30 protein-coding genes are annotated in these 26,939 nt (G+C 42.4%); 26 read left to right on the forward strand and 4 right to left on the reverse strand.

The genetic code is table 11. The annotated features are described in order from the left end of the window. Positions 1 to 116: 116 nt before the first annotated feature. The 19 genes from Ga0466249_RS13645 to Ga0466249_RS13730 all read left to right on the forward strand — a co-directional run bounded on the left by Ga0466249_RS13645 (position 117) and on the right by Ga0466249_RS13730 (position 14,246). Positions 117 to 2,669, forward strand: coding sequence for a phage tail tape measure protein (locus Ga0466249_RS13645; protein ID WP_215830012.1), 2,553 nt, complete (start codon positions 117 to 119; stop codon positions 2,667 to 2,669). Next, entirely contained in the window at positions 2,659 to 2,874 is a 216-nt protein-coding gene (locus Ga0466249_RS13650) for a tail protein X (RefSeq protein WP_215830013.1), read from the forward strand. Before Ga0466249_RS13645 ends, Ga0466249_RS13650 begins: the two co-directional genes overlap by 11 nt. Continuing rightward, positions 2,871 to 3,890, forward strand: coding sequence for a phage late control D family protein (locus Ga0466249_RS13655; protein ID WP_215830014.1), 1,020 nt, complete (start codon positions 2,871 to 2,873; stop codon positions 3,888 to 3,890). Before Ga0466249_RS13650 ends, Ga0466249_RS13655 begins: the two co-directional genes overlap by 4 nt. Next, on the forward strand, positions 3,890 to 4,399 hold the full coding sequence (locus Ga0466249_RS13660) for a phage baseplate assembly protein V (protein WP_215830015.1): 510 nt from the start codon (positions 3,890 to 3,892) through the stop codon (positions 4,397 to 4,399). Before Ga0466249_RS13655 ends, Ga0466249_RS13660 begins: the two co-directional genes overlap by 1 nt. Beyond that, on the forward strand, positions 4,396 to 4,935 hold the full coding sequence (locus Ga0466249_RS13665; RefSeq protein ID WP_215830016.1) for a phage tail protein: 540 nt from the start codon (positions 4,396 to 4,398) through the stop codon (positions 4,933 to 4,935). The genes Ga0466249_RS13660 and Ga0466249_RS13665 overlap by 4 nt, the downstream gene beginning before the upstream one ends. After that, positions 4,928 to 5,242: a hypothetical protein gene (locus tag Ga0466249_RS13670; protein ID WP_215830017.1), complete on the forward strand. Its 315-nt coding sequence runs from the start codon at positions 4,928 to 4,930 to the stop codon at positions 5,240 to 5,242. Before Ga0466249_RS13665 ends, Ga0466249_RS13670 begins: the two co-directional genes overlap by 8 nt. Next, positions 5,235 to 6,359 (forward strand): baseplate assembly protein, encoded by a 1,125-nt coding sequence (locus tag Ga0466249_RS13675; protein ID WP_246588714.1) that lies wholly within the window; start codon positions 5,235 to 5,237, stop codon positions 6,357 to 6,359. The genes Ga0466249_RS13670 and Ga0466249_RS13675 overlap by 8 nt, the downstream gene beginning before the upstream one ends. Then, positions 6,356 to 7,003: a phage tail protein I gene (locus Ga0466249_RS13680; protein WP_215830018.1), complete on the forward strand. Its 648-nt coding sequence runs from the start codon at positions 6,356 to 6,358 to the stop codon at positions 7,001 to 7,003. The genes Ga0466249_RS13675 and Ga0466249_RS13680 overlap by 4 nt, the downstream gene beginning before the upstream one ends. Before the next feature lie 4 nt (positions 7,004 to 7,007). Next, positions 7,008 to 8,663, forward strand: a complete 1,656-nt coding sequence (locus Ga0466249_RS13685) for a phage tail-collar fiber domain-containing protein (RefSeq protein ID WP_215830019.1) — start codon at positions 7,008 to 7,010, stop codon at positions 8,661 to 8,663. A gap of 4 nt (positions 8,664 to 8,667) precedes the next feature. Beyond that, positions 8,668 to 9,210, forward strand: coding sequence for a hypothetical protein (locus Ga0466249_RS13690; RefSeq protein WP_215830020.1), 543 nt, complete (start codon positions 8,668 to 8,670; stop codon positions 9,208 to 9,210). Next, positions 9,203 to 9,370, forward strand: coding sequence for a hypothetical protein (locus Ga0466249_RS13695; protein ID WP_215830021.1), 168 nt, complete (start codon positions 9,203 to 9,205; stop codon positions 9,368 to 9,370). Before Ga0466249_RS13690 ends, Ga0466249_RS13695 begins: the two co-directional genes overlap by 8 nt. A 14-nt stretch (positions 9,371 to 9,384) precedes the next feature. Continuing rightward, on the forward strand, positions 9,385 to 9,510 hold the full coding sequence (locus tag Ga0466249_RS27215; RefSeq protein ID WP_281422646.1) for a hypothetical protein: 126 nt from the start codon (positions 9,385 to 9,387) through the stop codon (positions 9,508 to 9,510). Between the two features lie 43 nt (positions 9,511 to 9,553). After that, the gene (locus Ga0466249_RS13700; protein ID WP_215830022.1) at positions 9,554 to 9,856 is read left to right on the forward strand and encodes a hypothetical protein; all 303 of its coding nucleotides are present in this window, start codon (positions 9,554 to 9,556) and stop codon (positions 9,854 to 9,856) included. Then, a complete protein-coding gene (locus tag Ga0466249_RS13705) occupies positions 9,856 to 10,104 on the forward strand; it encodes a hypothetical protein (protein WP_215830023.1) in 249 nt (82 codons plus the stop codon). The genes Ga0466249_RS13700 and Ga0466249_RS13705 overlap by 1 nt, the downstream gene beginning before the upstream one ends. Position 10,105: 1 nt before the next feature. Then, the gene (locus Ga0466249_RS13710) at positions 10,106 to 10,714 is read left to right on the forward strand and encodes a hypothetical protein (protein ID WP_215830024.1); all 609 of its coding nucleotides are present in this window, start codon (positions 10,106 to 10,108) and stop codon (positions 10,712 to 10,714) included. Positions 10,715 to 10,827: 113 nt separating this feature from the next. Beyond that, positions 10,828 to 11,331 carry a hypothetical protein gene (locus Ga0466249_RS13715; protein ID WP_215830025.1) on the forward strand — a complete coding sequence of 168 codons (504 nt, stop codon included), beginning with the start codon at positions 10,828 to 10,830 and terminating at the stop codon, positions 11,329 to 11,331. Then, positions 11,332 to 11,949 carry a glycoprotease gene (locus Ga0466249_RS13720; protein WP_215830026.1) on the forward strand — a complete coding sequence of 206 codons (618 nt, stop codon included), beginning with the start codon at positions 11,332 to 11,334 and terminating at the stop codon, positions 11,947 to 11,949. Positions 11,950 to 12,144: 195 nt separating this feature from the next. After that, a complete protein-coding gene (locus Ga0466249_RS13725) occupies positions 12,145 to 13,185 on the forward strand; it encodes an STAS-like domain-containing protein (protein WP_215830027.1) in 1,041 nt (346 codons plus the stop codon). A 542-nt stretch (positions 13,186 to 13,727) separates the two neighbouring features. After that, the gene (locus Ga0466249_RS13730) at positions 13,728 to 14,246 is read left to right on the forward strand and encodes a hypothetical protein (protein WP_215830028.1); all 519 of its coding nucleotides are present in this window, start codon (positions 13,728 to 13,730) and stop codon (positions 14,244 to 14,246) included. A gap of 523 nt (positions 14,247 to 14,769) precedes the next feature. Here Ga0466249_RS13730 and Ga0466249_RS13740 read toward each other — a convergent pair. The 4 genes from Ga0466249_RS13740 to Ga0466249_RS13755 form a co-directional block, all read right to left on the reverse strand. Further along, entirely contained in the window at positions 14,770 to 15,477 is a 708-nt protein-coding gene (locus Ga0466249_RS13740) for a hypothetical protein (RefSeq protein ID WP_215830029.1), read from the reverse strand. Positions 15,478 to 15,900: 423 nt separating this feature from the next. Then, entirely contained in the window at positions 15,901 to 16,473 is a 573-nt protein-coding gene (locus Ga0466249_RS13745; protein WP_215830030.1) for a hypothetical protein, read from the reverse strand. Between the two features lie 989 nt (positions 16,474 to 17,462). Beyond that, the gene (locus Ga0466249_RS13750) at positions 17,463 to 17,717 is read right to left on the reverse strand and encodes a hypothetical protein (RefSeq protein ID WP_215830031.1); all 255 of its coding nucleotides are present in this window, start codon (positions 17,715 to 17,717) and stop codon (positions 17,463 to 17,465) included. A gap of 99 nt (positions 17,718 to 17,816) precedes the next feature. Then, positions 17,817 to 18,635 carry a transglycosylase domain-containing protein gene (locus tag Ga0466249_RS13755; protein WP_215830032.1) on the reverse strand — a complete coding sequence of 273 codons (819 nt, stop codon included), beginning with the start codon at positions 18,633 to 18,635 and terminating at the stop codon, positions 17,817 to 17,819. A gap of 239 nt (positions 18,636 to 18,874) precedes the next feature. Here Ga0466249_RS13755 and argC point away from each other — a divergent pair, with 239 nt between their 5' ends. The 7 genes from argC to argH are packed head-to-tail and all read left to right on the forward strand — an operon-like array spanning position 18,875 to position 26,889. Beyond that, positions 18,875 to 19,909, forward strand: a complete 1,035-nt coding sequence (gene argC, locus Ga0466249_RS13760; RefSeq protein WP_215830033.1) for an N-acetyl-gamma-glutamyl-phosphate reductase — start codon at positions 18,875 to 18,877, stop codon at positions 19,907 to 19,909. A gap of 28 nt (positions 19,910 to 19,937) precedes the next feature. Then, complete coding sequence (gene argJ / locus Ga0466249_RS13765; protein WP_215830034.1) at positions 19,938 to 21,146, forward strand: bifunctional glutamate N-acetyltransferase/amino-acid acetyltransferase ArgJ; 1,209 nt, start codon at positions 19,938 to 19,940, stop codon at positions 21,144 to 21,146. A 46-nt stretch (positions 21,147 to 21,192) separates the two neighbouring features. Then, positions 21,193 to 22,107: an acetylglutamate kinase gene (argB, locus tag Ga0466249_RS13770; RefSeq protein ID WP_215830035.1), complete on the forward strand. Its 915-nt coding sequence runs from the start codon at positions 21,193 to 21,195 to the stop codon at positions 22,105 to 22,107. Further along, positions 22,094 to 23,290, forward strand: a complete 1,197-nt coding sequence (locus tag Ga0466249_RS13775; protein ID WP_215830036.1) for an acetylornithine transaminase — start codon at positions 22,094 to 22,096, stop codon at positions 23,288 to 23,290. Before argB ends, Ga0466249_RS13775 begins: the two co-directional genes overlap by 14 nt. A 26-nt stretch (positions 23,291 to 23,316) precedes the next feature. Then, positions 23,317 to 24,255, forward strand: coding sequence for an ornithine carbamoyltransferase (gene argF / locus Ga0466249_RS13780; RefSeq protein ID WP_215830037.1), 939 nt, complete (start codon positions 23,317 to 23,319; stop codon positions 24,253 to 24,255). Between the two features lie 10 nt (positions 24,256 to 24,265). Then, a complete protein-coding gene (locus Ga0466249_RS13785) occupies positions 24,266 to 25,477 on the forward strand; it encodes an argininosuccinate synthase (RefSeq protein ID WP_215830038.1) in 1,212 nt (403 codons plus the stop codon). Then, positions 25,477 to 26,889 carry an argininosuccinate lyase gene (argH, locus tag Ga0466249_RS13790; protein ID WP_246588715.1) on the forward strand — a complete coding sequence of 471 codons (1,413 nt, stop codon included), beginning with the start codon at positions 25,477 to 25,479 and terminating at the stop codon, positions 26,887 to 26,889. Before Ga0466249_RS13785 ends, argH begins: the two co-directional genes overlap by 1 nt. Positions 26,890 to 26,939: the final 50 nt, after the last annotated feature.

A 26,939-nucleotide genomic window follows, 5' to 3' on the forward strand; every position in this document is an offset into this window, starting at 1 on the left:
GCGAATTTAACGGAATGGGAAAAAGTATCTTTTTGGCTGTCCCTTCCGTTGCAAGACTTTTATACATGGGTTGAAGATATCGTCGAAAATGTGGAAGAAAGGAGGAAACATCAAAAATGAGCAAAGTATTCCAAGTTCAGCTGGAGATTGCTGGACGCATGGGTGCTGGCTTAATAAGCGCATTTTCTTCGGTATCTGCACAAATGCACACATTAGGTGCACAATCAGCAGCGCTGCGCGGAAATCTAAAGTCATTAGATTCCGCATATAACGACGGGAAAATGAGTGTTGACGCCTATAAAGAATCACAAGCACGTTTGAAAGCACAGTTGGAACAGACACAGCAGGCGCAGTCAAAACTGAAAGTTGCGCAATCAAGATATGACGAATCAAATAAAAGAGCCGGAGAAGTCAGGGGAAAAATTATTGATACGGCGATAACGGCGGCCCCGCTGGTAGCCGCAACAAATGCGGCGATAAATTTTGAAACAGCAATGAACGGCGTTGCAAAGCAGGTAAATGATGCTCGTGACGACAATCTGCAGCTAACACCGACATATTACGCAATGCAGTCAAACATTATGGCCTTGAGCCGCGATTTGCATATGCTGCCGAGTGCCGTTGCTGATACAACAGCGGCGGCTGCACGAATGGGCGTTCAGGGAGCGGATGCCTTAAATGATTTCGTTCGAATGTCTGTACAGATGGGGATTGCTTTCGAGGGTTCCGGCGATCAAATTGCTGAACAAATGGCAAAGATCGCAAACATTCGCGGTATAAAGATTGATACTGCCGAAGGGCGCGAACAAATCAAAGACCTGGCGGACACAGTAAACTATTTAGATGACCAAACGACCGCAAAAGGACCGGAAATAATTGAGGTATTGCAAAGAATATCTGGTACTGCAGCGCAATCGACATTCTCTAATAATGAACTGGCAGCATTAGCAACGACAATGCTTGACCTTGGGAAAACGCCGGAAATAGCGGCTACAGGCTTAAATGCACTCATGAACCGAATTGCGACAGCACCTTCACAAGCGAAGTCATTTCAGACGGCGCTAGACAGCTTGGGGATGAGTGCAAAGGATTTGCAAGCATCTTATATTTCGGATTCGAAGGGAACAATTTTCGGACTGCTTGACCAGATAAAAAGTCTAGATACAGCACAACAAGCGGAAGTATTGACCGGATTATTTGGCGCTGAATATCAGGATGATATTTCCGCACTGGCTGCTGGAATGGATAAATTGCGGGGAAACTTTGACCTGTTGGACGATGCGGCCCGCAAAGGAAGCGTGGAAAAAGAATTTCAGGCAAAGATGCAGACCACACAGTTTGCGCTGGAAGGCGTAAAACAAGCGGCTGCTGAAACCGGGATATCGCTTACACAGACATTTTTGCCAAGCGTGCAGATGGTTGCAGGTAGTTTTCAATCAGCAGCGCAAAGCCTGCTTGGATTTCAGCAGCAATACCCAGGATTGACAAATGCAATTTTGTTGGCTGGTACTGGGCTTATTGGTTTTCGGCTGGCGTGGCTATCCGTGTCTTTTGTGATGAATCAATACAAAGCCCAGGCAGAAGCAATTCGGCTCTTGATGGCAAGCCAAAATGCACAATGGGCAATCCATCAAGGAAGATTGCTTTTATCAGCTGGAGCAACCAGCGCAGCAACAGCGGCGCAGTGGGGGCTTAACGCAGCAATGACAGCAAACCCGGTCGGCCTGGTGATTGCTGGTATTGCCGCACTGGTAGGCATCGGATATTTGCTATATCAGAATTGGGATACGGTAACGGCCTTTATGGGCAGCGCATGGCAGACGACCGGCGGGAAGATCAGCGCGGTGTGGGCTGTTGTAGTTTCCGGGCTAGATAATGGATGGACAAGGATAAAGACAGGCGCGGCAGAAGTCGGTACCACAATCATGGCCCTGCCGGGAACGATTGCCTACGGAATAGGCTATGCGGTTGGCTATATTTCCATGTTGCCGGCAAAGATTGGCGTTTTTGTCACTGATGCGGGCACATATCTTGCTGGATTGCCAGCTGAATGTATGACCGCCGGGGCAGGATTTGTGGCTGCTGCCGAAAGTTGGGGAAGTAGTGCATACACATCAATAGTGACATGGATATCGACAACGGTCTCAGAGGGTGAAACGTATCTTATGAATCTGCCAGCAACATGTGCGGCAGCCGGGGCGGAATTTGTGGCCACCGCTGAAAGTTGGGCGAGTGAGGCATATAATTCCGTCATCAATTGGATCAGTCAAATACCGAGTGCAGTTTCAAATTATGTTTCGAGCGCATGGCAAAACATCAAAGCGAATTTTACCGTCGGGCTGGAAGCCGGAAACGGCGGCGAAGTCGCCCACAATGCCAACGGAGGGATTTACGGCAAAGGTGCATTTTTAACAACGTTTGCCGAAAAATCGTCCGAGGCAGCTATCCCATTAGATGGATCGCGACGGGCTGTTAGCTTATGGCAAAAGGCCGGCGAAGTTTTGGGCGTTGGTACTGGAGGAGGAAATGTTTTTTATCTTACCTTTTCGCCAGTAATTCAAGGCGGCGGGCCGGAAACAATGCAGGAAGTGCAGCGACAGCAGGACAGTTTCTTCGAAAAAGCACAAGATTTTGCGCATCAGAATGCGAGGGTAAGTTATGGCTACTGATACTTATACGACGAAGCAGGGCGACATGTGGGACATGATCGCCTTTAAAGTTTACGGCGACGAGTATAAAATGCATTATTTGATGGACGCCAACAAAGAACACGTCGAAACGGTTATTTTCCCGGCGGGAATAACGCTTATGGTGCCGACATTATCGACAAGTCAAAAGACTAATTTACCGCCATGGAAGCAGGAATTCTCATGATTGCAAGAAATACTAGCCTGGATATTGTTTACGAAAAAACGAATATCACGGAAGATTTGCGGCCGCACCTGAAAGGGTGGACGTACACGGATAATTTATCCGGACAGTCAGACGACCTGCAGATCACGTTGGAAGATCGGGATCATTTATGGATGGGCGATTGGTATCCCGAACACGGCGCTAAACTTACGGCGACTATGAAGCGGACAAACTGGACAGTAGAGCAAACAAAGAAAGATTTTTCGCTTGGGGTGTTTGAAATTGACGAAATTGAAAACAGTTATCCACCGTCGGAAGTGACGATTAAAGCCCTTTCCGTTTTTCAGACGACGGCCCTAAAAGGCGAAATGAAAAACCGCGCATGGGAAAAAACAAAGCTGTCCGTCATTGCAAACGATATTGCCAGCGACGCGGGGATGAAACTCTATTATGATGTGTCGGACGATCCAGAGTATGACCGCAAAGAGCAAACGGAAGAGCAGGACCTGTCTTTTCTGCAGAAGTTATGTACCGAAGCTGGTTTGGCCCTGAAAGTTTCAGATTCACAGATTGTCATTTTTGACGAGGCGAAATATGAGCAGGCCGATCCAGTAATGACAATTGATTTTAAAACGTTTCCAATAAAAAAATTTCGCGGTCGTGGGACGATTGACGACACCTATTCGTCGGTGTGGATCACCTACCGAAGCCCCAAAGGCCGGGTAAAGATGAATTATACCTACACGCCACCGAATCCGCCGGCCGTTGGCCGCGTGCTTGTCATCCGGGAGCGGTTTGACAGCTTGAGCGAAGCGGAACGGAAGGCGAAAAAGGCACTACGCGATAAAAATTCGAAGGCGTGGAATGTAAGCCTGACGATTTTGGAGGATATCCAGATATGCGCATCGCAAAATATTACGCTGAAAAACTTTGGCAAGTATGACGGGAAATGGATCGCTACGCAGGTGACGCACGGTCAAAGCAATAGCGGCGATGAAGTCAGCCTGCAACTGCGTCGATGTTTGGAGGGCTATTGATGGACGCAAAAACAAAAAATTTATTTCGGATTGGTACGGTTTGCGACTTGGACCCGTCGAGGCAGCGCGTGAGGGTGAATTTTGACGACCTGGGCACCGTGTCACCTTGGATGCAGATGCCGGCATTTGGCGCGGCTGGTGATGATTATTTTTGGATGCCGGAAATAGACGAACAGGTAGCTTGTTTTTTCATGCCGACAGGGAACGAAGAAGGATATGTACTTTTTAGCGTCAGAGGAACAGCAAACGCGCCAAAATCGGGAGACGCCAACAAAAGGTATATTTCCTTTAGTGATGGCGGTGGCGTCGAATATGATAAATCATCCGGAACATTGACCATAAATGCAACAAACATCGTCATTAAAGGCAATATTAACTTAACAGGCACCATGACTTCAACGGGCGGGATAACCTCAAGCGGAGACGTCAAAGCAGGCGGGATTTCCTTAGAAGAACATACCCATAGCGGCGTAGAGTCGGGTGGAAGCAGTACAGGAGGCCCACAATGAGTATAGGAGTTATACAGGGAACAACAGCGACGAATGAAATTGTACAGGTGGTTTTTGAGGCTTACTATAAATCTGATATATCATCTTTGCAGGAACTTGCTAATAATTTAACGAGTAATTTGACGGGATCAAACTTTTCCTTATTCAGGTCAAACACAAATTTTAAACTTCTGACTTTAGATAATTTCCAACGAGCAGCAGAGGGGCGCTGGGCAACGCACGAAATCATCGGCACGGATAAAAAACCGCTAAAAGAATTTTTAGGTCCAGGACTAGAAAAAATAACGTTTTCAATTTTTTTATCAGTTGGTTTGGGGATCACACCGGAAACAGAACTGACAAAGCTACGCACTTTACGTGACAGCGGAGTCGTTTGCGATTTTGTCCTGGGAAGTGCACCAGTAACATCGAATAGCTGGGTTATAACGTCATTATCAGAAGCACATCAACTCAAAGACAACAGCGGGCAAACAGTTCAGGCCGTTGTGAATGTCAGCATGGAGGAATATGTAAAGAAGGCGACAACAAATGGCTGAATATAACATTGAACTAAGTACAAATCTGAATATAGATTTTTCAGCCACAGGAGATGCCGAAATACTGCAGAACGTTGCCATGATTTTTTCAAGCGTCGCTAATAGTTGCCCGATGAACCGAAAATTTGCCTGGGATGGAAGCGTCCTGGACAGGCCAGTAAATTTGATTCAGTCGATTTTTGCCGCAACAATGGTGACGGCCTTAAGAACATATGAACCGCGCGCAAGTCTGGTAAAGCTGACGCCTTCGGGCGGAACCGACGGGACGACTATATGGACAGTGAGGGTGAGAATAGAAGATGAGTAGTTTGAGCAATTTGCCGAGCATAACTTTTGCCGAAAAGGATGCATCGATAATCGAAACGGATATGATTAATACTTATGAGCAAACATCTGGGCAGACGCTTGCTGACGCCGATCCGCGTAAGAAGCTGCTGCAGTCGGAAGTTCCGATTATCACCGGACAGCGGTCCGCCATCGACTATTCGGCAAAACAAAATTTATTAGCTTATGCGAGAAAGGCTTTTCTTGACCATATTGGTATTTTGGTTGGTTGTACTCGTATTCCGGCCACAGCAGCTAGTGATACGGTACGTTTTACATTGAGTATTGCACGCATCGTGAACACACCGATTGCAGCCGGAAAACGAGTAACAGCGGGAGATAATATATTTTTTGCGACGACGATAGAAACAGTTATTCCAGCGGGTACGATATCGGCAGATATTTTAGTGCAGTGCATGACGACGGGAGCACTTGGAAACGGTTATGCACCTGGTACTTTAAATACTTTAGTTGATCCTATTCCATATGTGGCTAGCGTGTCCAACACAACAACGAGTCAAGGCGGTGTTGATATTGAAAGCGATGATGCATTTCGTGACCGCATCCAACAAGCACCAGAAAGTTTCTCCACAGCTGGTCCCGATGGTGCTTATAAATATTGGGCAAAAACGGCGTCTAGTTTAATTGCAGATGTGAAACCGTACTCACCTAGCCCCGGTGTGGTGAATATTTGTATATTACTCGCTAATGGTGAAATACCAGGGCAGGAAATGTTAGATGCTGTGTTAGCCATTTGTAATGATAAAAAAATCCGGCCTTTGACGGATAAGGTGCAGGCCGTAGCACCGACACAGGTAAGCTATAACATTGATGTGGCGTATTGGATTGATCAGCAAAATGCGAGTGTAGCAGCTAGTATACAAAAGGCTGTACAGGCAGCCGTCAACGATTATATACTCTGGCAAAAATCAGCTTTAGGACGTGGCGTTGACCCATCGCAATTAATTTATTTAATGAAGCAAGCAGGGGCAGAGCGGGTAGCTGTGACTGCGCCAGCTTATCAAGCGCTAACGGATAGCCAAGTTGCTAAAGAAGGTACGATTGCTGTCAATTATAGCGGAACCGAGGCGACGTCGTGAGTAGCGATATTTATAACATTAACTGGCTTGATATTATACCGCCAAGCATTAGCGGCGATCCGCAAGTACAGGCCATTAGTGCAGCTGTCACGCCCGAATTGCAACAGGTGAGCCAATCCATTCGCGAATGTATTATCTTGGCACGACTGGATGAGCTAGAAGAGTCCGTCGTAGACCTTTTAGCTTGGCAATACCATGTAGATTTTTATGATGCAGCTTTGCCGATTGATCAAAAAAGGAATCTTGTTCGGACTTCGATTGATGCCCACAGGCATAAAGGTACGCCCTATGCGGTTGAACTTGTGGTTAAGGCAATTCTAAAAGATGCTATCGTGCAGGAATGGTTTGACTATGGTGGTGAACCATATTATTTTCGAGTTGTAAAAATTGGCGGCGATATGGTACAGCCAGAAGTCTACACGAAATTAAAAACAGCTATTAATATGGTGAAAAATACCCGATCATGGCTGGATGGTGTGTCGCTATATCGCGAAATGAGCAGTAATATTTATTATGGATTTTCGCAGAGCATTCATCAAAAAATTGACCTTTATCCGTCTGCGTTTAAAATGCCTAATGTGGAAACAGGGCAATATATGGGTGGTCTAATATCACTGCACAATAAAATTGAATTAACGGGGTGAGAATATGCCAAATTGGTCAGGAGGAATACTGACTACGAAAGGGCAGGCTTTGCAAGCAAAAGTGGATAGTGGTCAGGTCAAGCTGACACTAACCAAAATGAAAATTGGTTCAGGAGTGTTGGCAAGTGGCCAGAGTTTATTAGAACTTACGGATTTGATTAGACCAGAGCAAAATATACCGATTAGCGGTGTTTCCGCGAACGGCAATATAGCAACCATAACCGGCGTGATAACCAATTCGGGATTATTGGCCGGTTTTTATGTGCGTGAAATTGGAGTGTTTGCACAGGATTCGGACGTGGGGGAAATTCTCTATTCTGTAAATGTCGATGCGGCACCAGATTATTTGCCGCCAGAAGGCAGTTCAATGGCTGTGTCAAGTGAATTTAATTATCACGTGGCTGTAAGTAACGCAGCAAATGTGACGGCCACAATTAGTATGAATGGTTTGGTAACAGTGGAGATTTTAGAGCAGCATACAAAACGCACAGATAACCCTCACAACGTAACTGCTGCTCAAGTAGGCGCTGAAACCCCAGCGGGCGCACAACAAAAAGCTGATACAGCCAAGGCAGCGTCAACTCAATACACTGATGCGAAAATGGCGGCTTTGGTAGCTGCTGCACCAGGGGCACTTGATACACTTAAAGAATTGGCAGATGCCCTGGGCGATGATTCGAATTTTGCAACAACGATAACGAATGCACTGGCGGCGAAAGCAAATAAAACCGACATACCTACTACCCCGGCACAAGTAGGAGCAGCACCTGCTGATTATGGATTAGGGACACCCTCAGCAACATTTAATTATGATGCTAATTTATTATTGACTAATGGATTTTACCAATCGGCATCTGCACTTTTGGCAAATTTACCAGATAATACCGCTACCTATTTTGTACAAGTAATAGGTAGCAATGGTGTTAATTATGCAAAACAAATTGCTGCTAATGCATCCACAGGAGTTATGTATGCGAGGTCGTGTGTAAATGCTATTTGGTCTGTATGGAAGCAACTTGTTACAGGGGACGACTCCCGCCTATCTGATGCACGCCCTGCCAACGGCGGTAATGCGGATACAGTAGGACACTATAGTGTTGATAATCTGATGCGGGCTGGAACTACGTTACAAAACCAGAATGTAACGCAAGACAGAGGAAATGTTATTAATTCCTTAGTTCCTGATAGTAATACAGACTTGCCACCTGTATATACATACGGGACACTTTTAAATTTAAACGGTGGGGCTGCCAAAGCAATGTTGTATATATCCCATCACGGAGAGGCCGCAATACAAGGCTGTTGGGATACTAACTGGACAGGATGGAAACAGCTTGCTACGACAGACCAAACAACATACATTACAGCTTCTGGCTCAGGCACAAATTATTACTGGCGTAAGTGGTCAAACGGGGATATAGAAATATGGGGTTCTGTCGCTACTACAGTTGGTGGCGCATCTCAACCTGTTTCATTTCCTATTGCCTTGAGCACTGTCGATACATTTTTGCATAATTTTTATGACACTGGTTGGCCATCCGGATATATACTGCGAGCAATTAATATTTCGGGGGCGGGCTTTGAATATAACTGGGACGGTTTCAATACCAATGGATCAGGTAACTCGTGTAAAATTGCTTATTACGTAAAAGGAAGGTAACTATATGAGATATTTTTTGCATTATAACCAGTCAGGCTTGATTATTGGCGCGCCATACTGTGACTTAGTTCATGGCAAGCCGATGTCTGTATACAACACAGAGCCAATTACTACGCAGACCCCAGAGTTTGATGATAAAGGCAATGCAGTTGTAGGCGACGATGGTAAGCCATCCATGAAGACGGTAACGCAGGCCATAGGCACAGTACAAACAGGCACAACGATTGACCTATCCGCTATTCCTGCACCGTATGCCGAAATTACCGAGGCCGAGCACGATGACTGGATGCAGAATCAAGCCACTCGTAAAGTTGATGTGACTACGAAAAAACTTATAGAATATACGCCGCCTGCTGTTGTGCTGACTGCTACTGAAAAAATCGCTGCACTTGATGCGGAATATCAGCCGCAGTTTTCTGCTTTGGCTCAGTCGCTTGGCCTTGCCACATTAGACGGCAATCAAACAGTTATAGACGGTATCAAGTCCGATTATACGGCTCTCAAAACCGAGTACAACGCCAAACGGGAGGCGATAGCCAATGGTTAATGGATTTAAAATTATCTGCTCCAATTGTGGAAAGGAAATTATTTTAACTGATGACAATTACATTAACGATGATATATGCTTCCAAGTTAGAAGCTATGATGAATCAGATAATTATGCTGTTCTTGAATGTAGCTGTGGTAATTCAGTTGAAAACACTTAGAAGGAGGCGATAGCATGACGAAACGTTGCTTTATTTGTGGGGCGAAGGAAGATAGCCAAGGTTATTGCACAAATGCGGATTGTCCGCGTAAGGCACCAGCAGCTCAGACAACTACAACCGCAACACCGACACAATCATAATACCGCGTAGGCGGCTATTTTTATTTTCTGGGGAGGGCGAGGCGTGGATGTATCAGAGGCAACATTGCAAGAATTATTTACCTTGATCAGGCAGAACAATGAAAAAACTAATGAAGTCGATAAAAAAGTCACGGAGCTGGTTGCAAAAACAAGCGAAAAAGACCGAGCCTGTGAAAAGCATGATAAGACAACGGAGAATCATGAGAATCGCATATATGGTCTTGAGTTGTGGCGAGCAGCACAAGGGGGCATAACTGGGTTCTTATGGAGAGTCTTTCCTTTGCTATTATCAGCCATTTCAGTAGCGTTAGCCGCATATGCCGTTACACATGGAGGGCATGGGTGATGAACAAAATACAGCAATACCTCATTGAGGCAATCGTAGCGGCATTTATGCTGCTATTTTTATTTTGGGCTATTGGTTATTGGGGCAATGCGCTCTATGGAATGAAGTTTGAGTTGAAAAGCTGCTGGGATGGTTTTACCACCCTGGGCGGTGCGGGGGTTTTGGCTATGATTAAGTACATCATGGACAGCTGGAAAAATAGCGACGATGGTAAAAATCCATATCAAAACGATGGAGGTAATAAATAAAATGACGAACGAAGAATTAGCTAAAGAAATCGCCCTTGGAATTATCAATACCGGTGTAGAGGGGGGCTACGACAACGTTTGCTGCAGCACAGCCGGAGAGTATCCCTGCATGGGAGTGTCATCCTGGGAAGGTATTGGCGGCCGGGGTGATGCATTGCTATCCATGATCGATAGCGGTGAAAAGTTTATCGGTCGTACTTATTCTGACATCCGAGACAGCGGCGAGATTGAAGAACTGGCAGAGCTGCTAAATTCAGACCAAGGACAGGCAGCACAGCAGAATATTTTAGCGCAGGATTGTCTTGATTTGTATGTGCCAGTATTAAATCAGGTGGAAAACCTTGATGATAGCCGTTGCTTTATTTACGCGGGTATTTGGTGCCCAACCTCTCAGAATGTGGTAAAAATCTTTTTACGTAATCGACAAGATAATTATGACATCCGTAATCTGGATAAGGTTAGGCAGATTTTCCGTGATCAATATTGCGTTGCGGCTGATGTCGGTAGCGAATACGCAGAAGGGTACGCCAATAGGGCGAATAATACGTTTGACTATGTATCGAGTTTGGATTTAACTACTGGCTACGGCGTGTCCGAATATCGAGCATAGTCTATTGACCGAAGACAAAAACGGTAAATACAGGCGCCCATGCGCACTGATCGGGGCTGGTATTTTCCAATTTGTCCATTATAAAAAGACAAAAATGAAGGGAAGAATCAAAAATGAAAAGTTATACTCAGACCGAAATTGAAGGAATGACGCAGGACCAATTAAAGGCGGCGCTCATTGAAGCACAGGCCAGTAAGACGGATGTTACAGGTATAGCTGTAGATGATACAGATAACACTGAGCAGACAGCAAATATGACAGCGATGGCTACCAGTCAGGCTACTGCTACTGATACACAGCAGACCGCAGCCCCAGCCACAGAACCGACGCCGCTCGAAAAATTAACTGCAAAGATTGATGATTTGGAGGCGGACGGAACCGGCTTGTATGACGCAGCCATCTCGGTACTTAAGCAGCAACGTGACACAATGATTGCGGATGCGAAAGCTGTTGTTGACGAGGCAGAAAGCAGTGTCAAAACAGGCGTACAAGGAACCGAGACAGAAGTAAAGTCTTTCTGGCAGCAATACGGAAACGGTATTGCTCAAGGTGCGAAAGTGTTTTTGCTGGCCTATATTGCCACTGTTATTACTGGTAGAGTATTGGGGTTGATGTAATTGAATGACATAAGAAATTTTATTACGGAGCACAAGAGAACGCTGATTATTGGCGGTCTCATTTTATTGCTGATTGTTGTTTATTTCCTAGGTCGTAATCATGCTACTATAGCGACACAGGAGTCCCAGCCTGTGCAGATACCACAGGAGTTACTAAACAATATTAATGCTTTGCAAAATAAGCTTGATTTATCAGAACAAAATACACGGTTACTGGCCAGTGCACTCGATAAAATAAAAGCCAGACAGATTGCGCCAGTGGCTAATTATTACGTGACAGCCCCAACAATAGAGAAAGCCGCTGATGTTATTCAGCAACAGATTAAAGATAATGACCCGACATTACCGCCTGCTGCGCTCGAAAAGACGGATAAAACCGTTGTTGCGCCAATTACAAAAGATTTAACGGGGAATACGCTGCCAACTGATCAGCAGAAAGTAGACGTATATAAGATTGATTTACGTAAGGACCATAGAATTAAAATTGGTGCCACTATAGTGGACAGTAAAGCCTATGCGGCAGTTGGATATGAGCAGGGGCGGTTCGAAGCAGTTGCACATGCTGATGGTAAGAATGTAAAAGGCGGTACTGTGATGTGGAATGCAATTGAATGGTAATTTTAATGCCACGCCGTAATCCGGGTGCAGGTGTAGACGCTACTGTACAGAAATAATTCTTGCCCCTATTCTAGATTAGGCTAGGACAGGGGCTTTTTATTTGTCTGTTTTTATTTTAAATTTACTATAACTGATAATTAAATTGACAATTGGGTATAATAAAGTTACAATTAATGCCTAAGGGGGGTGTTTAAAATGTCACTCGCTGTTGATAAGCGTCAAGGAATATTAGAATACTTGCTGAAAGAAATTAAGAAGAACAACACTTCTCTGGTTTTAGCGACAAGCCAACAGTTTAAAATATCTAAACAATCCATTTATAGATATATTTCTCATCTAGCTGAAAATGGGCAAATATTAGTAACTAAAAATGGAAGATATAATAGTTACAAACTTGTGAGAAAGCAAAAGATTTTTGATTATAAAACTAAAGGATTACAAGAAGATATAGTATGGGCAAATGATATCTTACCAGTAATAAAAGATTCTATACCTAAGAATGTTTTAAATGCATGCAATTATGGATTTACGGAAATCCTAAATAATACAATTGATCATTCTGGAGCTAAGGAGGTTCAAGTTGTATTAACAATAGATCCTGTTTCAATTGAATTTGCGATTCTTGATGCTGGTGTGGGGATATTTAACAAAATTCAAAAATCATTAGGCTTGGATAATCCGAAACAGTCTATTTTGGAATTAGCAAAAGGAAAATTCACCACAGATCCAGACAATCATTCTGGAGAAGGAATTTTTTTTACATCACGAATTTTTGATAGTTTTTATATACATTCTGATGAATTACAATTTCTGTCTGGCAGAAATAATGGTCCAGACTATCTATTCGAAGATAAAAAATCATTTGAAGGAACGTGCGTTATGATGGAAATTAATAAAGATTCTGACGTAAATACTCAAAAAGTTTTTGATGAGTTTACAGCAATAGATGACGATTATGGTTTTACTAAAACACACATTCCTGTACGTTTAGCTGAACACGAAGGCGAATTATTAGTATCTAGGTCACAAGCAAAACGATTGGCACATCGTTTTGAACATTTTAAGGAAGTTGTGCTTGATTTTAAAGACGTAACCGAAATTGGTCAGGCATTTGCTGATGAATTGTTTAGGGTATTTAATGCTGCTCATCCGGAAGTTAAACTTTATCCAATTAATATGTCTAAAGAGGTTCAAAAAATGGTTTTTCGAGTACTACCGAGCAATTATGCTAATTAATTTCTCTTTGTAGTAAAGCATAGCCCCTATCTTGACTTAGGTCATGGTAGGGGCTTTTTTTCTAGACAAATAAAATAACTGTTGGTGCCATTATAATGGTGAGGTCTTCGTTGAGAAGCGATTGTGAAAATGAAAAATACCGTCTGGTAGCGTAATGTTACTGGGCAGCATTTTTTTGCAATTGAAGATTATAAGACTTTTTTTCTTGCTTTTCAATTTATGATTGAAGTATGTCAATTATAAAAGTGAGGTGATATTAATGAACCGTGATTGTGGCGGCAGTATGTTCGATTTTGATTTTGTATCTTGCTAACAATTTAATTGAACATATCGAAACCAATTCGCACCATCGAGTAGCCAAGGTGCAAGAAATTCTGAAAGATGATTTAGGGGCATCAGATATGCTGTCCCTAAAGGATTGCCCATTCTCCGACATATGCTGGGGATGGGCATTTTTGTTTAATTGATTATATACAATTATAGAGGAAATGGTGATAATTATTAGAAATGTATTTAAATAAGTAGTGGGAAGGAGAAATATTATGGATGATAACTATAATAATTCTGTCAGAGCTGCGCAAGAGATTCATGAAAAGGCACGATATTTTAGAGGGCGATTTCTAAACTCCGTTGCTGTAATTGAGCGAGAAATTGCCTTGATTTTGACAGATTATTTCTGTACTTCAGATCAAGTGAAAAAAGAATTGTTTTTTATAAATATTGCGACTGCTCCATTTTTAACTCTAAATAATAAAAAAGATATTCTTATTAAAATAGTTAGGAAGGATTATCCGCGATATTGGAGTGAAAATGAAAAAATATTGAGATATTTGGACAATATCATGCGTTTTAGAAATAAGCTTGCTCATTCTGTTGTCGACGTTTCGGAAGACGCCTTAAAGAGGCCGTTGGAAAACGGTGTGGGCTTTATTGAGTGGGATAAAGGAGAACCAATTACTGATGCGCAGTTTCAAGATTGGGAAATTAAAGTAAACGCAGTTTCCTCATGTCTTAGTGACATAAAACATCTACTTCCTTTTAAAGAAAAAGCTTGCGTATAACGATCATAATGAGAAGGCTAAAGCATTAACTATTATATTAGATCAAGAAAAGGAAAATCTTACTTCGGAAGAATTCGAGAACAAAAAGGAAGAGTCTAAGCAAGAGCTTATTGAGTTTCAAAAAGAAATTGGAAAACAAATAGAGAAAAGTTTAAAACAAGCGATGGCAAAAGTAGCTAAAGATAAGAATTTAGGTGCAATATTTTATAAGGGTTCTGTAACATTCGGTGGTATTGATGTAACCTTAGATGTTATGAACAGTATAGAATAGAGGATAGTCTGAACTCATAAGCAAGCACCAGTAAAAACCTTAGTATTATCATCTGTGTTTATAAAAGTAGTATAAAAATCTCATTTTCTTACCATTGGAATTTATTTGCAGGGCAATTATGGAGCCCTGGCTGCTGCGTGAAATAGAGCCTCACTCGTTTGAGTGAGGCTCTATTTCATTAACATGCGGTACCTGGTTGGGCCGGATGGTGATTACTGAAGGGGACTTTTTAAAAATTCGCGTTTTGCATGGCTATTTTGCTCTTACAATAATTTGGAAAAAAGATGATCCTTTTTCAGCGTATTGCGCCATATAAAAGACGCCATTTTTTGTTACTGTGGTATTATCAAGTATTTTCCCTCGAATCTCAATAATATCATCATTTGATATTCCTGGAGAAGTAGCGGAGATTACCGCAGCAGTCCAAGCACGTAGTGATTTGCGATCAAATTTCTCACCACTGTTACCTTGCACGGTGAAGGAGACCTCTGTTATTTGGCCGCTTGTGGGATCACAATTTATGACAACATTAGAATCTTTACCATCGGGTATGTCATAAGTTGTAACACCAGGGCGCATGGGCTTTTCAGTGTTAATGTTAATCACTGATTTGTCACCATGACGCTGCTTTATTTCTTTGTTGTAGATTTCGATGAATTGAGGTATTGTAACTTTCATTGTAGCAGATGGTTGCTGTTGTGGCGGTGCAGGAGTAGATGTGGTTTGGGCAGGGGATTGTTGCTGGTTTATTTGTTGTTCTTTAGTGGCAATCTTCTTTGTGTCAGTCGTCATTCCAATTGCGATAAATGAAATTATTATTAAACTTAGATATGTAGCTAGTACCTTCTTTCTTCCTCTTTTTTCGGGATTGCCCCATCGAATAACATATGATGGCCTAATTACTCCCACGATTAAGCATATAATAGAGAGTAAAAATATAATTATAAATAAATTGTTCAAAACAAGACCTCCTTATTGGACTATGTAATATAACTACCACAAATTTACACAATATTCCTTCATGTGATAAAAACTCCCAAAATGGCCGCGAGTTCAAATTCTATTATATTAATGAAGGTAATTATTTTATAAATACTTAATAGTTTTTATAAGAACATCTTTATTAGTAACTTACTAGTAACAAAAAGGCCATTAATGCTATGTTTTATAACGACCCAGTTTTCCAAGCGTTAATTTTATCAAAAAAGAAACCCGCGTACAGCCTACGGCTACGCGGGTTTTTCTTTTTTAAGAACCTATAAAAAACGAAAATTTACTCGCTTCTAGGACCTGTTATTTCTTATCAAACCTGCCCTCTTAACGAGTTGCAGATACATCAGTCATATGTTCCGTTGACGATTTAAAAGAAAAGCGGCTAGGCCGCTATTTCGATAATTTTAAACTATCTTCTTGTGTAAGTGTGGCAATGCGTTTTTTGACCGAGTTATTGAGTTGCATTGCATTTACTAGTTCGTTTTGAGCCTTCCAATCAGCATTGTTTTTCGGATCGCTTAAATGTTCCATCATATGCTGAGCCGATAGTTGTATGTTTACTTCAACTTGAATTAACGACGCTTTTATATCTTCATATCTAGGGTCTATTATTTGGATACTTTCAGAGTCTCGTTGAATAACTTCTGAAGTTTTTTTTAGACTTTTAAAATCATTATAGATACTTTCTGTCGGTTTGTTATTATATGAAATATCATCTAAGCTGTCTGAATAATTTTTCAATATCTCATCAAATCGGCCGCAGATATTATTGGTTACAGCGACCATATGCTCAGCATTTTTTTGTTTTTCTTCATGTGATAAAGCCTTAGCTGAAGAAGCATTATTTTGAACCCCCTTCTGAGCCTGCATCATGAATGAAATCCCAACTAATACTAATATAATAATCAATGCCAGTAACACTTTTCGAAGAGTTATCTTTCTGCCTAAACTTGCTGGTATCATATACATCCCTCGCGTTTAAGTTTTTAATTATTTTAATTATAATCCATGATTACTGGACAAACAACAAAGTCCGAAAGTATTTTACAAAATATAGACTGCTGCTTTAACTAATAGTAAATAATACCGGAAACGTGAGGCATGAATGAAGTTTCAGCAAAAAATGGCTTGTGAGAAGCAATATCTCAATGCTTCCAGCGATTGGTTCGTTATTAAACGGATCACATGTGATATAATAAGTCATCACATCGCAGGGGGGGATCAAATTGGTATATGAAGAGGACGACGGACTAATTTGGTACAATGATGAAGGTCAAATGATCGACTGTTATGATACTCTCTGTTCCCAATGTTAGTAGTACTAATTATTAAATAGACGAATCCCGCTCTTAGCGTAAGCTAGGTGCGGGATTTTTTTGTTTGCCATAGAAATTACGTAACGTTTAACAACTCGAAATACATATCATGTTGATAAAGGAGGTTACCTGAATGTCTGAAGAAGAGCGAATTGCACGGTGGAAAGATTGGAAGCTGAATTAAGAGGAATAGAAAGAATTGTATCTGAAATTCTTCATATAGTTCGCAAAATTGAGCGTGAATTAGATAGCATTGAATAACATTAAATGGCTCGTCACGTAATAGGCGGGCGTTACATAGGGTCGTCTACATTTTGGCGGATGGGCATGATGTTTATCTTGGTTTAGGCGAAGGCCCTCAACGATTTACGGTTGGGGTTTTTTATGTTCATAATTGGTTATACTATATATTACAAGTAACTTTAGGAGGAAAATTAAAATGATATATATAGCTTTTGGTCTGGTAGCTATGGTTGTTGCTTCTAGCCAATTATTTATTCATATGTATTCTGTTTTACAGGCATTATGAAAAATTCGACTCTATTGCCTGCTTATTGTCAATGATGAGATTTTTTTATTTGTTGTTCAAGCCAAAATCCCAGACGATTATCTGGGATTTTTTATTTAGTAAACTTGTTATTTCGAATCCTTGCAGAGTTTTAAAATGTCAAAAGCGATGTTAATGTTTTTCGTATATACCTTGCCTGAAGTGCCCACGACAAACTGGCAATCCTTGCTGTGACACAGCGATTCGCCGCTGCAGTACTTTGTCAGTACATGGCTTTCCTGACGCTGTTCTTCTTCAAGGCAGTAACCGGATATTTGCTGGGCTACTTCCTTGCCTGTAAAATGGCATGTTCCGACGCGATTGAGTGTGATTGTTTCACGCATAGACCATTCCCCCTTACGAGCAGGATACAAAAGCCTGCATGTTTTGTCTACCGCTATTGTGTTAAATTTTTCTTAAGATTGAGTTAGTTGTTCTTGTCCCTATTGTTTTGCCAGTCTTAAAGGGGCATCGAGTGCCTCTGCGGCGAGACTGGGCCCAATATAATTATTTCTGGCCATTAAACTAAGTACGACAGCCTGCCTTTGTTTGGCAGCAGCAAGGTCTACAAAGGGAGAATAGAGGGACGGGGCATTGGGTACGCCTGCGAGTAAGGCACTTTGTGCTAAAGTTAAATCAGCAGGTTCTTTGTTAAAATAGTTATTCGAAGCGGCCTTGATACCGTAAGAACCTGAACCAAAATAAATTGTATTGACATACATCTCCAGAATTTCTTCTTTCGAATAATGCAGTTCCATATCAACAGCAAGAATAAATTCTTCGATTTTTCGGCCAAAGTTTTTATCTTGATTTAAAAAAAGATTCTTTACGAGTTGCTGTGTAATCGTACTGCCGCCTTCAGTATAGGCCCCTGTTTGCATATTGACAAGTGTAGCCCGTAAGAGGCTTTCCACGTCAAACCCGTAGTGATGATAAAAGCGATTGTCCTCGACAGCAATAACAGCTTGTTGAAAAGGAAGGGGAATGTCGTTCATTTTCACATAGCTTTTTCGATCTAATTTGTCTTCAACAGCACTTTTTAACATGATGATTCGATGAATGCGCTGATAGAGACCTGCCGTTGTTTGCATAGCCTCGTTTGCATGGATATTTTTATTGAAGTTCGTTGTGACATTCGTGAGCTGACTCATATTTTGGTTCATATTTCGTAAGGATTTCGGCAGTAATAGGTTGCCGCCAGCCCATAAAAAAGCACCGAAAAATGCTATGAGCACGAGAATCATGAATTTTTTTTTGGTCATTGCGTTTCCCGCCTTGTTACTTGTCTTTATTTATAGCGTATCATTTCATTCTAAAAGTATCAAGATAAGGCTGAAAAGAGTGCAGGAACTTTTGATTTTTTAAAGAAAAATAACGAATGAGACGGTTGTATGTTAAAATAGTAACAGGCTCCTTTTTGTGGAGCTAATTTTTTTTAAAAACCATATTGCATTATTATACAAGTTGGATGTATAATTATCAAAACAGGGGGGTGTAATTAATGAAAGTTAGTGTAATTGGAGCAACAGGTTATGCCGGAGAAGAACTTATCCGATTGATTACTTGTCATCCAGAAGCCGAACTCGTTGCCATTACGTCTGAAAGTCAGACAGGTACTTCCTTTGACACGGTTTATCCACATTTTAAAGGTATATGTGAACAAAAATTAGCTTCTTTACAAGACCTTGATGAAATCACAGCAGCGAGTGATGTTTTATTTGTCGCACTCCCTCATGGTCATGCGATGGAAGTGGGGAAAAAACTTAGCGGCAGTTCTGTCAAAATGATTGATTTAGGTGCTGATTATCGTTTCACTGACACGAACGTCTATGAAAAGTGGTATAAAGTGCCTCATACTCATCCCCAGGCTCAGGCTGTTTATGGGCTCACTGAGTTATTCCGTGATGATGTGAAAACAGCGACAATTGTCGGTAATCCCGGCTGCTATACAACAGCAAGTATTTTAGCCCTTGCGCCGCTTGCCCAAGCCGGATTAGTTGATTTGAAAAATATCGTTGTCGATGCTAAATCAGGTGTGAGCGGTGCCGGACGTGGGTTGAGTCTCAACGCTCATTACAGCGAAACAGCGGATAGTATTAAGCCCTATGGAATTGCCACACATCGTCATACACCCGAGATCGAACAAGCTTTACAGCGTCTTTCCGGTCAGGATGTACTATTGAATTTCACTCCCCATCTTGTACCCATGACACGGGGAATCCTTTCTACTTGTTATGCAACCATGAAGAGTGGTGTTACGGCTAAGCAAGTTGATGAGGCTTATTATGATTTGTATAGTAATGAGTTTTTTATTCGTCTTTTGGGGCGTGGCGGTTATCCTGTTACGAAAAATACCAGAGGGTCTAACTACTGTGATATTGCGTGGCATATTGATGAGCGGACCGGACGGGTCATTGCCGTTTCGGCGATTGATAATTTAGTGAAGGGTGCAGCAGGTCAGGCTGTGCAGAACATGAATGTCATGTTTGGTTGTGATGAAACAGCGGGACTCAAGCTTGTTCCTGTGTTTCCTTAATAGTCAGGCAGAAGAGGAGGTCTCAAACATGTTTACACCGTTGGAAGAAAGCATCACCTTTCCTCAGGGATTTACAGCTGCTGGCGTTAAAGCCGGTGTAAAGAAGAGTGGCAAGGAAGATGTGGCAATTATTTATAGTGCCGTACAAGCGCAGACTGCTGCTGTGTTTACGACGAACTTAATGGCAGCGGCGCCTGTGATGGTATCGAAAAGTGTGCTTGCTTCAGGAACCGCCCAGGCCATTGTGGTCAATTCAGGTTGCGCCAATGCTTGTACAGGCGAACAAGGAATCAAAGATGCGAAGAAAATGGCTGATGTAACAGCGTCACTGCTACACATATCTGCTGAAGATGTTTTTGTTGCTTCTACGGGCGTCATTGGCGTTGTCATGCCGATGGAAAAAATCACGCAAGGTATTGGTGAGGCTGTTAAGAATTTGGCTGTTTCGGGCGGCGAACTGGCAGTCAAAGCTATTATGACGACAGATACTTTTACAAAAAGCCTGGCTTATGAATTCCCTTTAGGCGGCAAAACAGTGAAAATCGCTGGCATTGCCAAGGGCGCTGGCATGATTCAGCCCAATTTGGCGACAATGCTCAGTTTTATTACAACAGATGCTGCTGTGGCGGCGCCTGTTTTGCAGCAAGCTTTAACAGCGGCTGTAAAAACATCTTTTAATATGGTTACCGTTGATGGTGATACAAGTACAAATGATATGGTCGCTGTGCTTGCCAATGGACTAGCAGGGAACTCTCGGATTGATAGCACAACTCATGCTGATTTTGCTGTCTTCCAGGAGGCGCTGACAAGCTTGTGTACCTATTTAGCCAAGCAAGTGGCGCGTGATGGTGAAGGAGCAACGAAGTTTCTAGAGCTTACAGTGCAGCATGCGCCTTCTTTTGCCGCAGGCAAGCAAGTAGCCATGGCGATTGCCAAGTCGCCGCTGGTTAAAACGGCTTTTTTTGGGCAAGACCCGAACTGGGGCCGTATCTTGTGTGCTGTCGGTTATGCCGGTATTCCCCTTGATCCAGCAAAAATTTCCCTGACGATTGGTGAGGTAAAGATTGTTGAAAAGGGGTTAGGCATTCATTATGATGAGGCCAAACTTCACCAGGTCATGGCTGATACAGATATTCAAGTAGTTGTTGATCTTGCGGCAGGTAGCGAAACAGTGACTGTATGGAGCTGCGATTTTTCCTACGAATATGTAAAAATTAATGGCGAATATCATACGTGAGTAAAAATTCCAAAAATATAATTGAAACTAAAAAGGGTGGGGATATATGATCAACTCAGTGGCAAAAGCAGCCGTTCTTATTGATGCGCTGCCTTATATGCAGCAATTTTTCGGTAAAACTATCGTTATTAAATATGGTGGTAACGCCATGATTAATCCGAAGCTGAAGCATAGCGTCATGCAGGATATTATTTTAATGAAATATGTGGGAATGCGTCCCATTGTTGTTCACGGCGGGGGACCGGAAATTACGGCAACGCTGAAACAACTTGGCAAGGAAACGAAATTTGTCAACGGCCTGAGGGTAACCGATGCTGAGACGGTGTCAATCGCTGAAATGGTTCTTGTGGGCAAAATCAACACCGAGATTGTCACCATGCTGAACCATCAGGGAGCCAAGGCCGTAGGTCTTAGTGGCAAAGATGCCAACTTGATGATTGCTGATAGGCATTTAGCTGAAGTTCAGGAAAACGGTGAAGCTAAATTCGTTGATATTGGTTTTGTTGGCGCCGTGAAAAAGGTTAATCCCGATATTTTAAATACCCTGCTTGATCAAAATTTTATTCCCGTTATTGCACCGATTGGTGCAGGCAAAGATGGGGCAACTTATAATATTAATGCCGATTATGTTGCGGCAGAGATTGCCGGGGCTCTGAAAGCGGAAAAAATGTTACTGCTTACGGATGTAGAAGGCATTTATCGTGATTTTGCTGATAAGACATCGCTTATTTCAACTTTATCTCGTCACGAGGCGGAAACCATGGTGGAACAGCGAACAATTGACGGCGGTATGATTCCGAAAGTAGAAAGCTGTCTCAAGGCGCTCCATTACGGCGTACCCAAAACCCATATTATTGACGGACGGCAAAAGCATTCTCTGTTGCTGGAGGTTTTTACGACAACAGGTATTGGCACTGAAGTTGTACAAGATGAAGGGAGCGAGGATCATGAAAATGACTAAAGAAACCATTATGAAGCAGGATGAAAATTATTACCTGCCTGTATTTAGTCGTTATCCTATTGTGATTTCACATGGAGAAGGACCTTATGTTTATGATAGTGAAGGGAAAAAATACATCGATTTTCTGGCAGGCATTGCTGTAAATGTTTTAGGACATGGTCACAAGGCACTTGTCAATGCGATTTGCGAGCAGGCTCATAAAGTTATTCATTGCTCGAATCTTTACTATACGGCGGTTCAGGCCGAACTCGGTGAAATGCTTGCTAAGGTCAGCGGTCTTGATAAGGTCTTTCTGGCAAATAGTGGTGCTGAAGCCAATGAAGGTGCGTTAAAACTGGCGCGTAAATACGGTAAAACAATTAGCCCTGATAAATTTGAAATTATTGCAGCAGAACATTCTTTCCATGGACGTACGTTGGCGACCTTGACAGCTACAGGACAACCAAAATATCAAAAAGGGTATGAACCATTACCAGGCGGCTTTTCTCATGTACCTTTTAATGATTTAGCGGCTTTGGAAGCCAAAATAAGCGAAAAAACTTGTGCTGTTTTTCTTGAAACCATTCAAGGAGAAGGTGGCATTCATGTACCGGGAGAGAGTTATTTTGCTGGCGTAAGAAAATTATGTGATAAATATCAGGCTCTTTTAGTACTCGATGAGATTCAATGTGGTATGGGGCGTTCAGGCAAGATGTTTGCTTATCAGCTATTGAATGTAAAACCCGATATTGCGACAGTTGCCAAGGGCTTGGCTGGCGGCGTGCCGATTGGTGCCTTTATGGCGACAGACAAGGTTGCCAAAGTTTTCTCTGCGGGCGATCACGGTTCAACTTTTGGCGGCAACCCACTGGCAAGCGCTGCTGGCGTGGCCGTCCTCAAGGCGATTGCTGATGAACAGCTGCTTGAGAATACCATTACAGTTGGTAAGTATTTGTTCGACAAGCTCCAGGGTCTTAAGGCAAAGTATCCGAAAATCATTACAGAAATTCGTGGCAAAGGGCTGATTCTGGGGGCGCAGCTGACACAGCCCGGTCGCTCCATTGTAGAAGCTTGTCTCAAAAAAGGCGTTATCATTAATTGTACAGCAGGTGATGTATTACGTTTTGTACCGCCGCTGAACATTACAACGGCTCATGTTGATGAAGTCATCACTGTCTTGGATGAGGTGCTTGCTCACACGTGAGCTCAGTAATAAATGGAGGATTTAAAATGGCATTAAAAGGAAAAAATTTACTTTCCATTCATGATTTGACTGTCCAGGAGGTTCAGGACATTTTTACCTTGGCAGCCGATCTTAAACAAAGACAGAAAAAAGGTATCAGTCATCCCCTCTTGCAGGGCAAGACGCTTGGCATGATTTTCCAGAAGGCGTCGACGCGTACACGTGTGTCTTTCGAAGTGGGCATGTATCAGCTTGGCGGAAGTGCTCTGTTTTTAAGCGCCAATGATTTGCAGATTGGCCGGGGCGAACCTGTAAGGGATACAGCGCGCGTCCTTTCCCGTTATGTCGATGGTATTATGATTCGTACTTATTCTCATGAAAAAGTGCAAGAATTGGCAGAATATTCCTCTATTCCTGTTATCAATGCTCTGACTGATTACCTTCATCCCTGTCAGGCTCTGACGGATTTATTTACAGCGGTGGAGCATAAAGGAGATCTGAAGGGTAAAAAATTTACTTATATCGGTGATGGCAATAACATGGTTCATGCTCTTATGCATGGTTGCGCCAAGGTAGGTATGCATATTTCAGTAGCAACGCCGAAAGGCTATGAACCGGACGAAGCCTGTGTAGCTGAAGCACGCTTAGATGCGAAAGAAACAGGCAGCATCATTGAACTGACAAATGATCCCCTTCAGGCCGCTACCGGGGCTGATGTGGTTTATACGGATGTCTGGGCAAGCATGGGGCAGGAATCAGAACAACTGAAGCGTCAAAAAGATTTTGCTGGTTTTACAGTCGATGTGAAACTCATGGCGGCAGCTCATGATGATGCCATTGTTATGCATTGTCTGCCAGCCCATCGCGGTGAAGAAATTTCAGAGGAAGTCATGGAAGGTCCGCAATCAGTTATATTTGATGAAGCAGAGAATCGTCTTCATGTGCAAAAGGCCATTATGGCTCTAACCATGGGGAATGCGAAATAAAGGAGGAACTATGATGAATGTTAAAAAAGTTGTCTTAGCTTATTCAGGCGGATTGGATACATCGGTCATCATCCCCTGGCTGAAAGAAAATTATAATGGCTGTGAAGTGATTGCCATGTGTGCAGATGTTGGGCAGGGAGACGAACTAGATCCCGTTCGTGAAAAAGCGATAAAATCGGGTGCAAGCAAAGTTTATATTGAAAGTCTCACGAAACCTTTTATCGAAGACTATATTTGGCCAACGCTTAAAGCAGGCGCTGTCTATGAAGGAAAGTATTTGCTCGGTACGTCCTTTGCGCGTCCACTAATTGCTCAACGCTTGGTCGAAATTGCCAAAAAAGAAGGCGCTGACGCGATTGCCCATGGCGCTACAGGTAAGGGGAATGACCAGGTTCGCTTTGAACTGACTGTGAAAGCTTTGGCTCCTGAACTAAAAATCATTGCACCTTGGCGTTTATGGGACATTCGTTCAAGGGAAGATGCCATTGATTATGCTGAAAAACATGGTATTCCTGTTCCTGTTACGAAAAAGCGTCCTTATAGCATGGATCGTAATATTTGGCATTTGAGCCATGAAGGCGGCGATTTGGAAGACCCATGGAATGCTCCGCTTGATGATTTGTATCTTATCTCCAAGTCACCTGAACAGGCTCCGGACAAGGCTACTTATGTTGAAATTAGCTTTGAAAAGGGCATTCCTGTTGCAGTAGACGGTAAAAAACTGGATGCTGTGGCTCTCGTAGAAAAATTAAATGACTTAGGTGCTAAAAATGGCATTGGCATTACCGATATGGTCGAAAATCGTCTCGTGGGTATGAAGTCCCGTGGCGTTTATGAAACACCTGCTGGTTCTATTCTTTATTACGCTCATCATGAATTAGAACTGCTGACACTTGACAGAGCTACACTTCATTATAAAGAGCAAGTAGCCATTCGTTATGCCGAACTTGTGTATGACGGCATGTGGTTTTCACCACTCAGAGAAGCGTTGGACGCATTTGTTAATTCGACGCAAGAAACAGCAACTGGCCTTGTTCGCCTGAAACTTTATAAAGGCAATATCATTAGTGCCGGTGCCAAATCGCCTTATTCTCTCTATCATGAAGGATTTGTTACATTTGGTCGTGATGAAGTGTATGATCAAAAAGATGCCGAAGGCTTTATCAATCTCTTTGGTTTGCCGCTTAAAGTGCGGGCTTTAATGAAGGAGCGTAATCAATAATGAAATTATGGGGCGGTCGTTTTTCTAAAAATACGGACGTTTTGGTGGAGGAGTTTACCTCCTCCATTTCTTTTGATTGTCGTATGTATAAGGAAGATATTGCTGGCAGTATTGCCCATGCAACAATGCTCGCCAAGTGCGGAATTTTAGAAGCGGAGGAAGCTTCTGTCATTATTGACGGTTTAAAAGATATCCTCGCTGATATTGAAGCCGGTAAGTTTTCTTTTGAAGTCAGTCTGGAAGATATTCATATGAATATTGAACAGCGATTGACAGAACGCATTGGTGCCGTTGGCGGTAAACTTCATACAGCGCGCAGTCGGAATGACCAAGTCGCTCTTGATACGCATCTTTATTTGCGGCGTGAGTTGTCTGAAATTGGCGGTTTAATTAAAAATTTACAGCAAGCTTTTCTTGAAGTGGCCCAAAAGCATGAAAACGTGATTATGCCAGGGTATACGCATTTGCAGCGAGCGCAGCCCATTCTTTTTGCTCACCATATGCTGGCTTATTTTTATATGCTTGTGCGTGATTTCGATCGTTTGAACCTTGTCTATAAACATACTGACATGATGCCCCTTGGCGCGGGCGCTCTTGCAGGTACAACTTTTCCTATTGACAGGCAGTTTGTTGCGGACCAGTTAGGTTTTGGCAAGGTTTATGACAATAGTATGGATGCAGTGAGTGATCGTGACTATATTTTGGAGTTTTTAAGTTTTGCATCCATTTTGATGATGCATTTAAGTCGTATTAGTGAAGAAATCATTTTGTGGTCTTCGGCGGAGTTCCAATTCATTGAGCTTGATGATGCTCATTGTACAGGCAGCAGCATTATGCCGCAGAAAAAAAATCCTGATGTAGCTGAACTCGTCCGAGGCAAGACAGGACGTGTTTTTGGTCATCTTATGGCCATGCTCACTGTGACAAAGGGGCTTCCTCTGGCTTACAACAAAGATTTACAGGAAGACAAGGAAGGTCTGTTTGATACCATTGATACAGTGAAATTTAGTCTAACTGTCTACGCCTCCATGCTGAAAGCCATGAAGATTCGTGAAGAGAATATGACAGATGCTTTAGCTTCTGATTTTTCTAATGCGACAGATATGGCTGATTATCTTGTGACAAAGGGGCTTCCTTTCCGACAGGCTCATGCCGTTGTTGGCAAAAGCGTAGCCTATGCCATTGCCCAAAACAAAGTTCTTGGTGATTTAACTTTAAACGAATTTAAGCAATTTTCACCATTATTTGAAGCAGATATTCTTAAGGCCATTCAAGTCGAACATTGTGTAAGTGCCCGTAATTCCTTTGGTGGCACATCGTACACAGAGGTAGGACAATCGTTTTTACGAGCGAAACAATACCTTCTCGATGAACAGATTCAACTTGACAAGTATACAAAAAACGTTCTATAATTTGAGAATAATATTTTTTTTTGTTACTTTGTTTATTTGTTGAGGAGGGG

Origin of the sequence: Pelorhabdus rhamnosifermentans, from assembly GCF_018835585.1 — a bacterium.
GTDB lineage: Bacteria > Bacillota > Negativicutes > UMGS1260 > UMGS1260 > Pelorhabdus > Pelorhabdus rhamnosifermentans.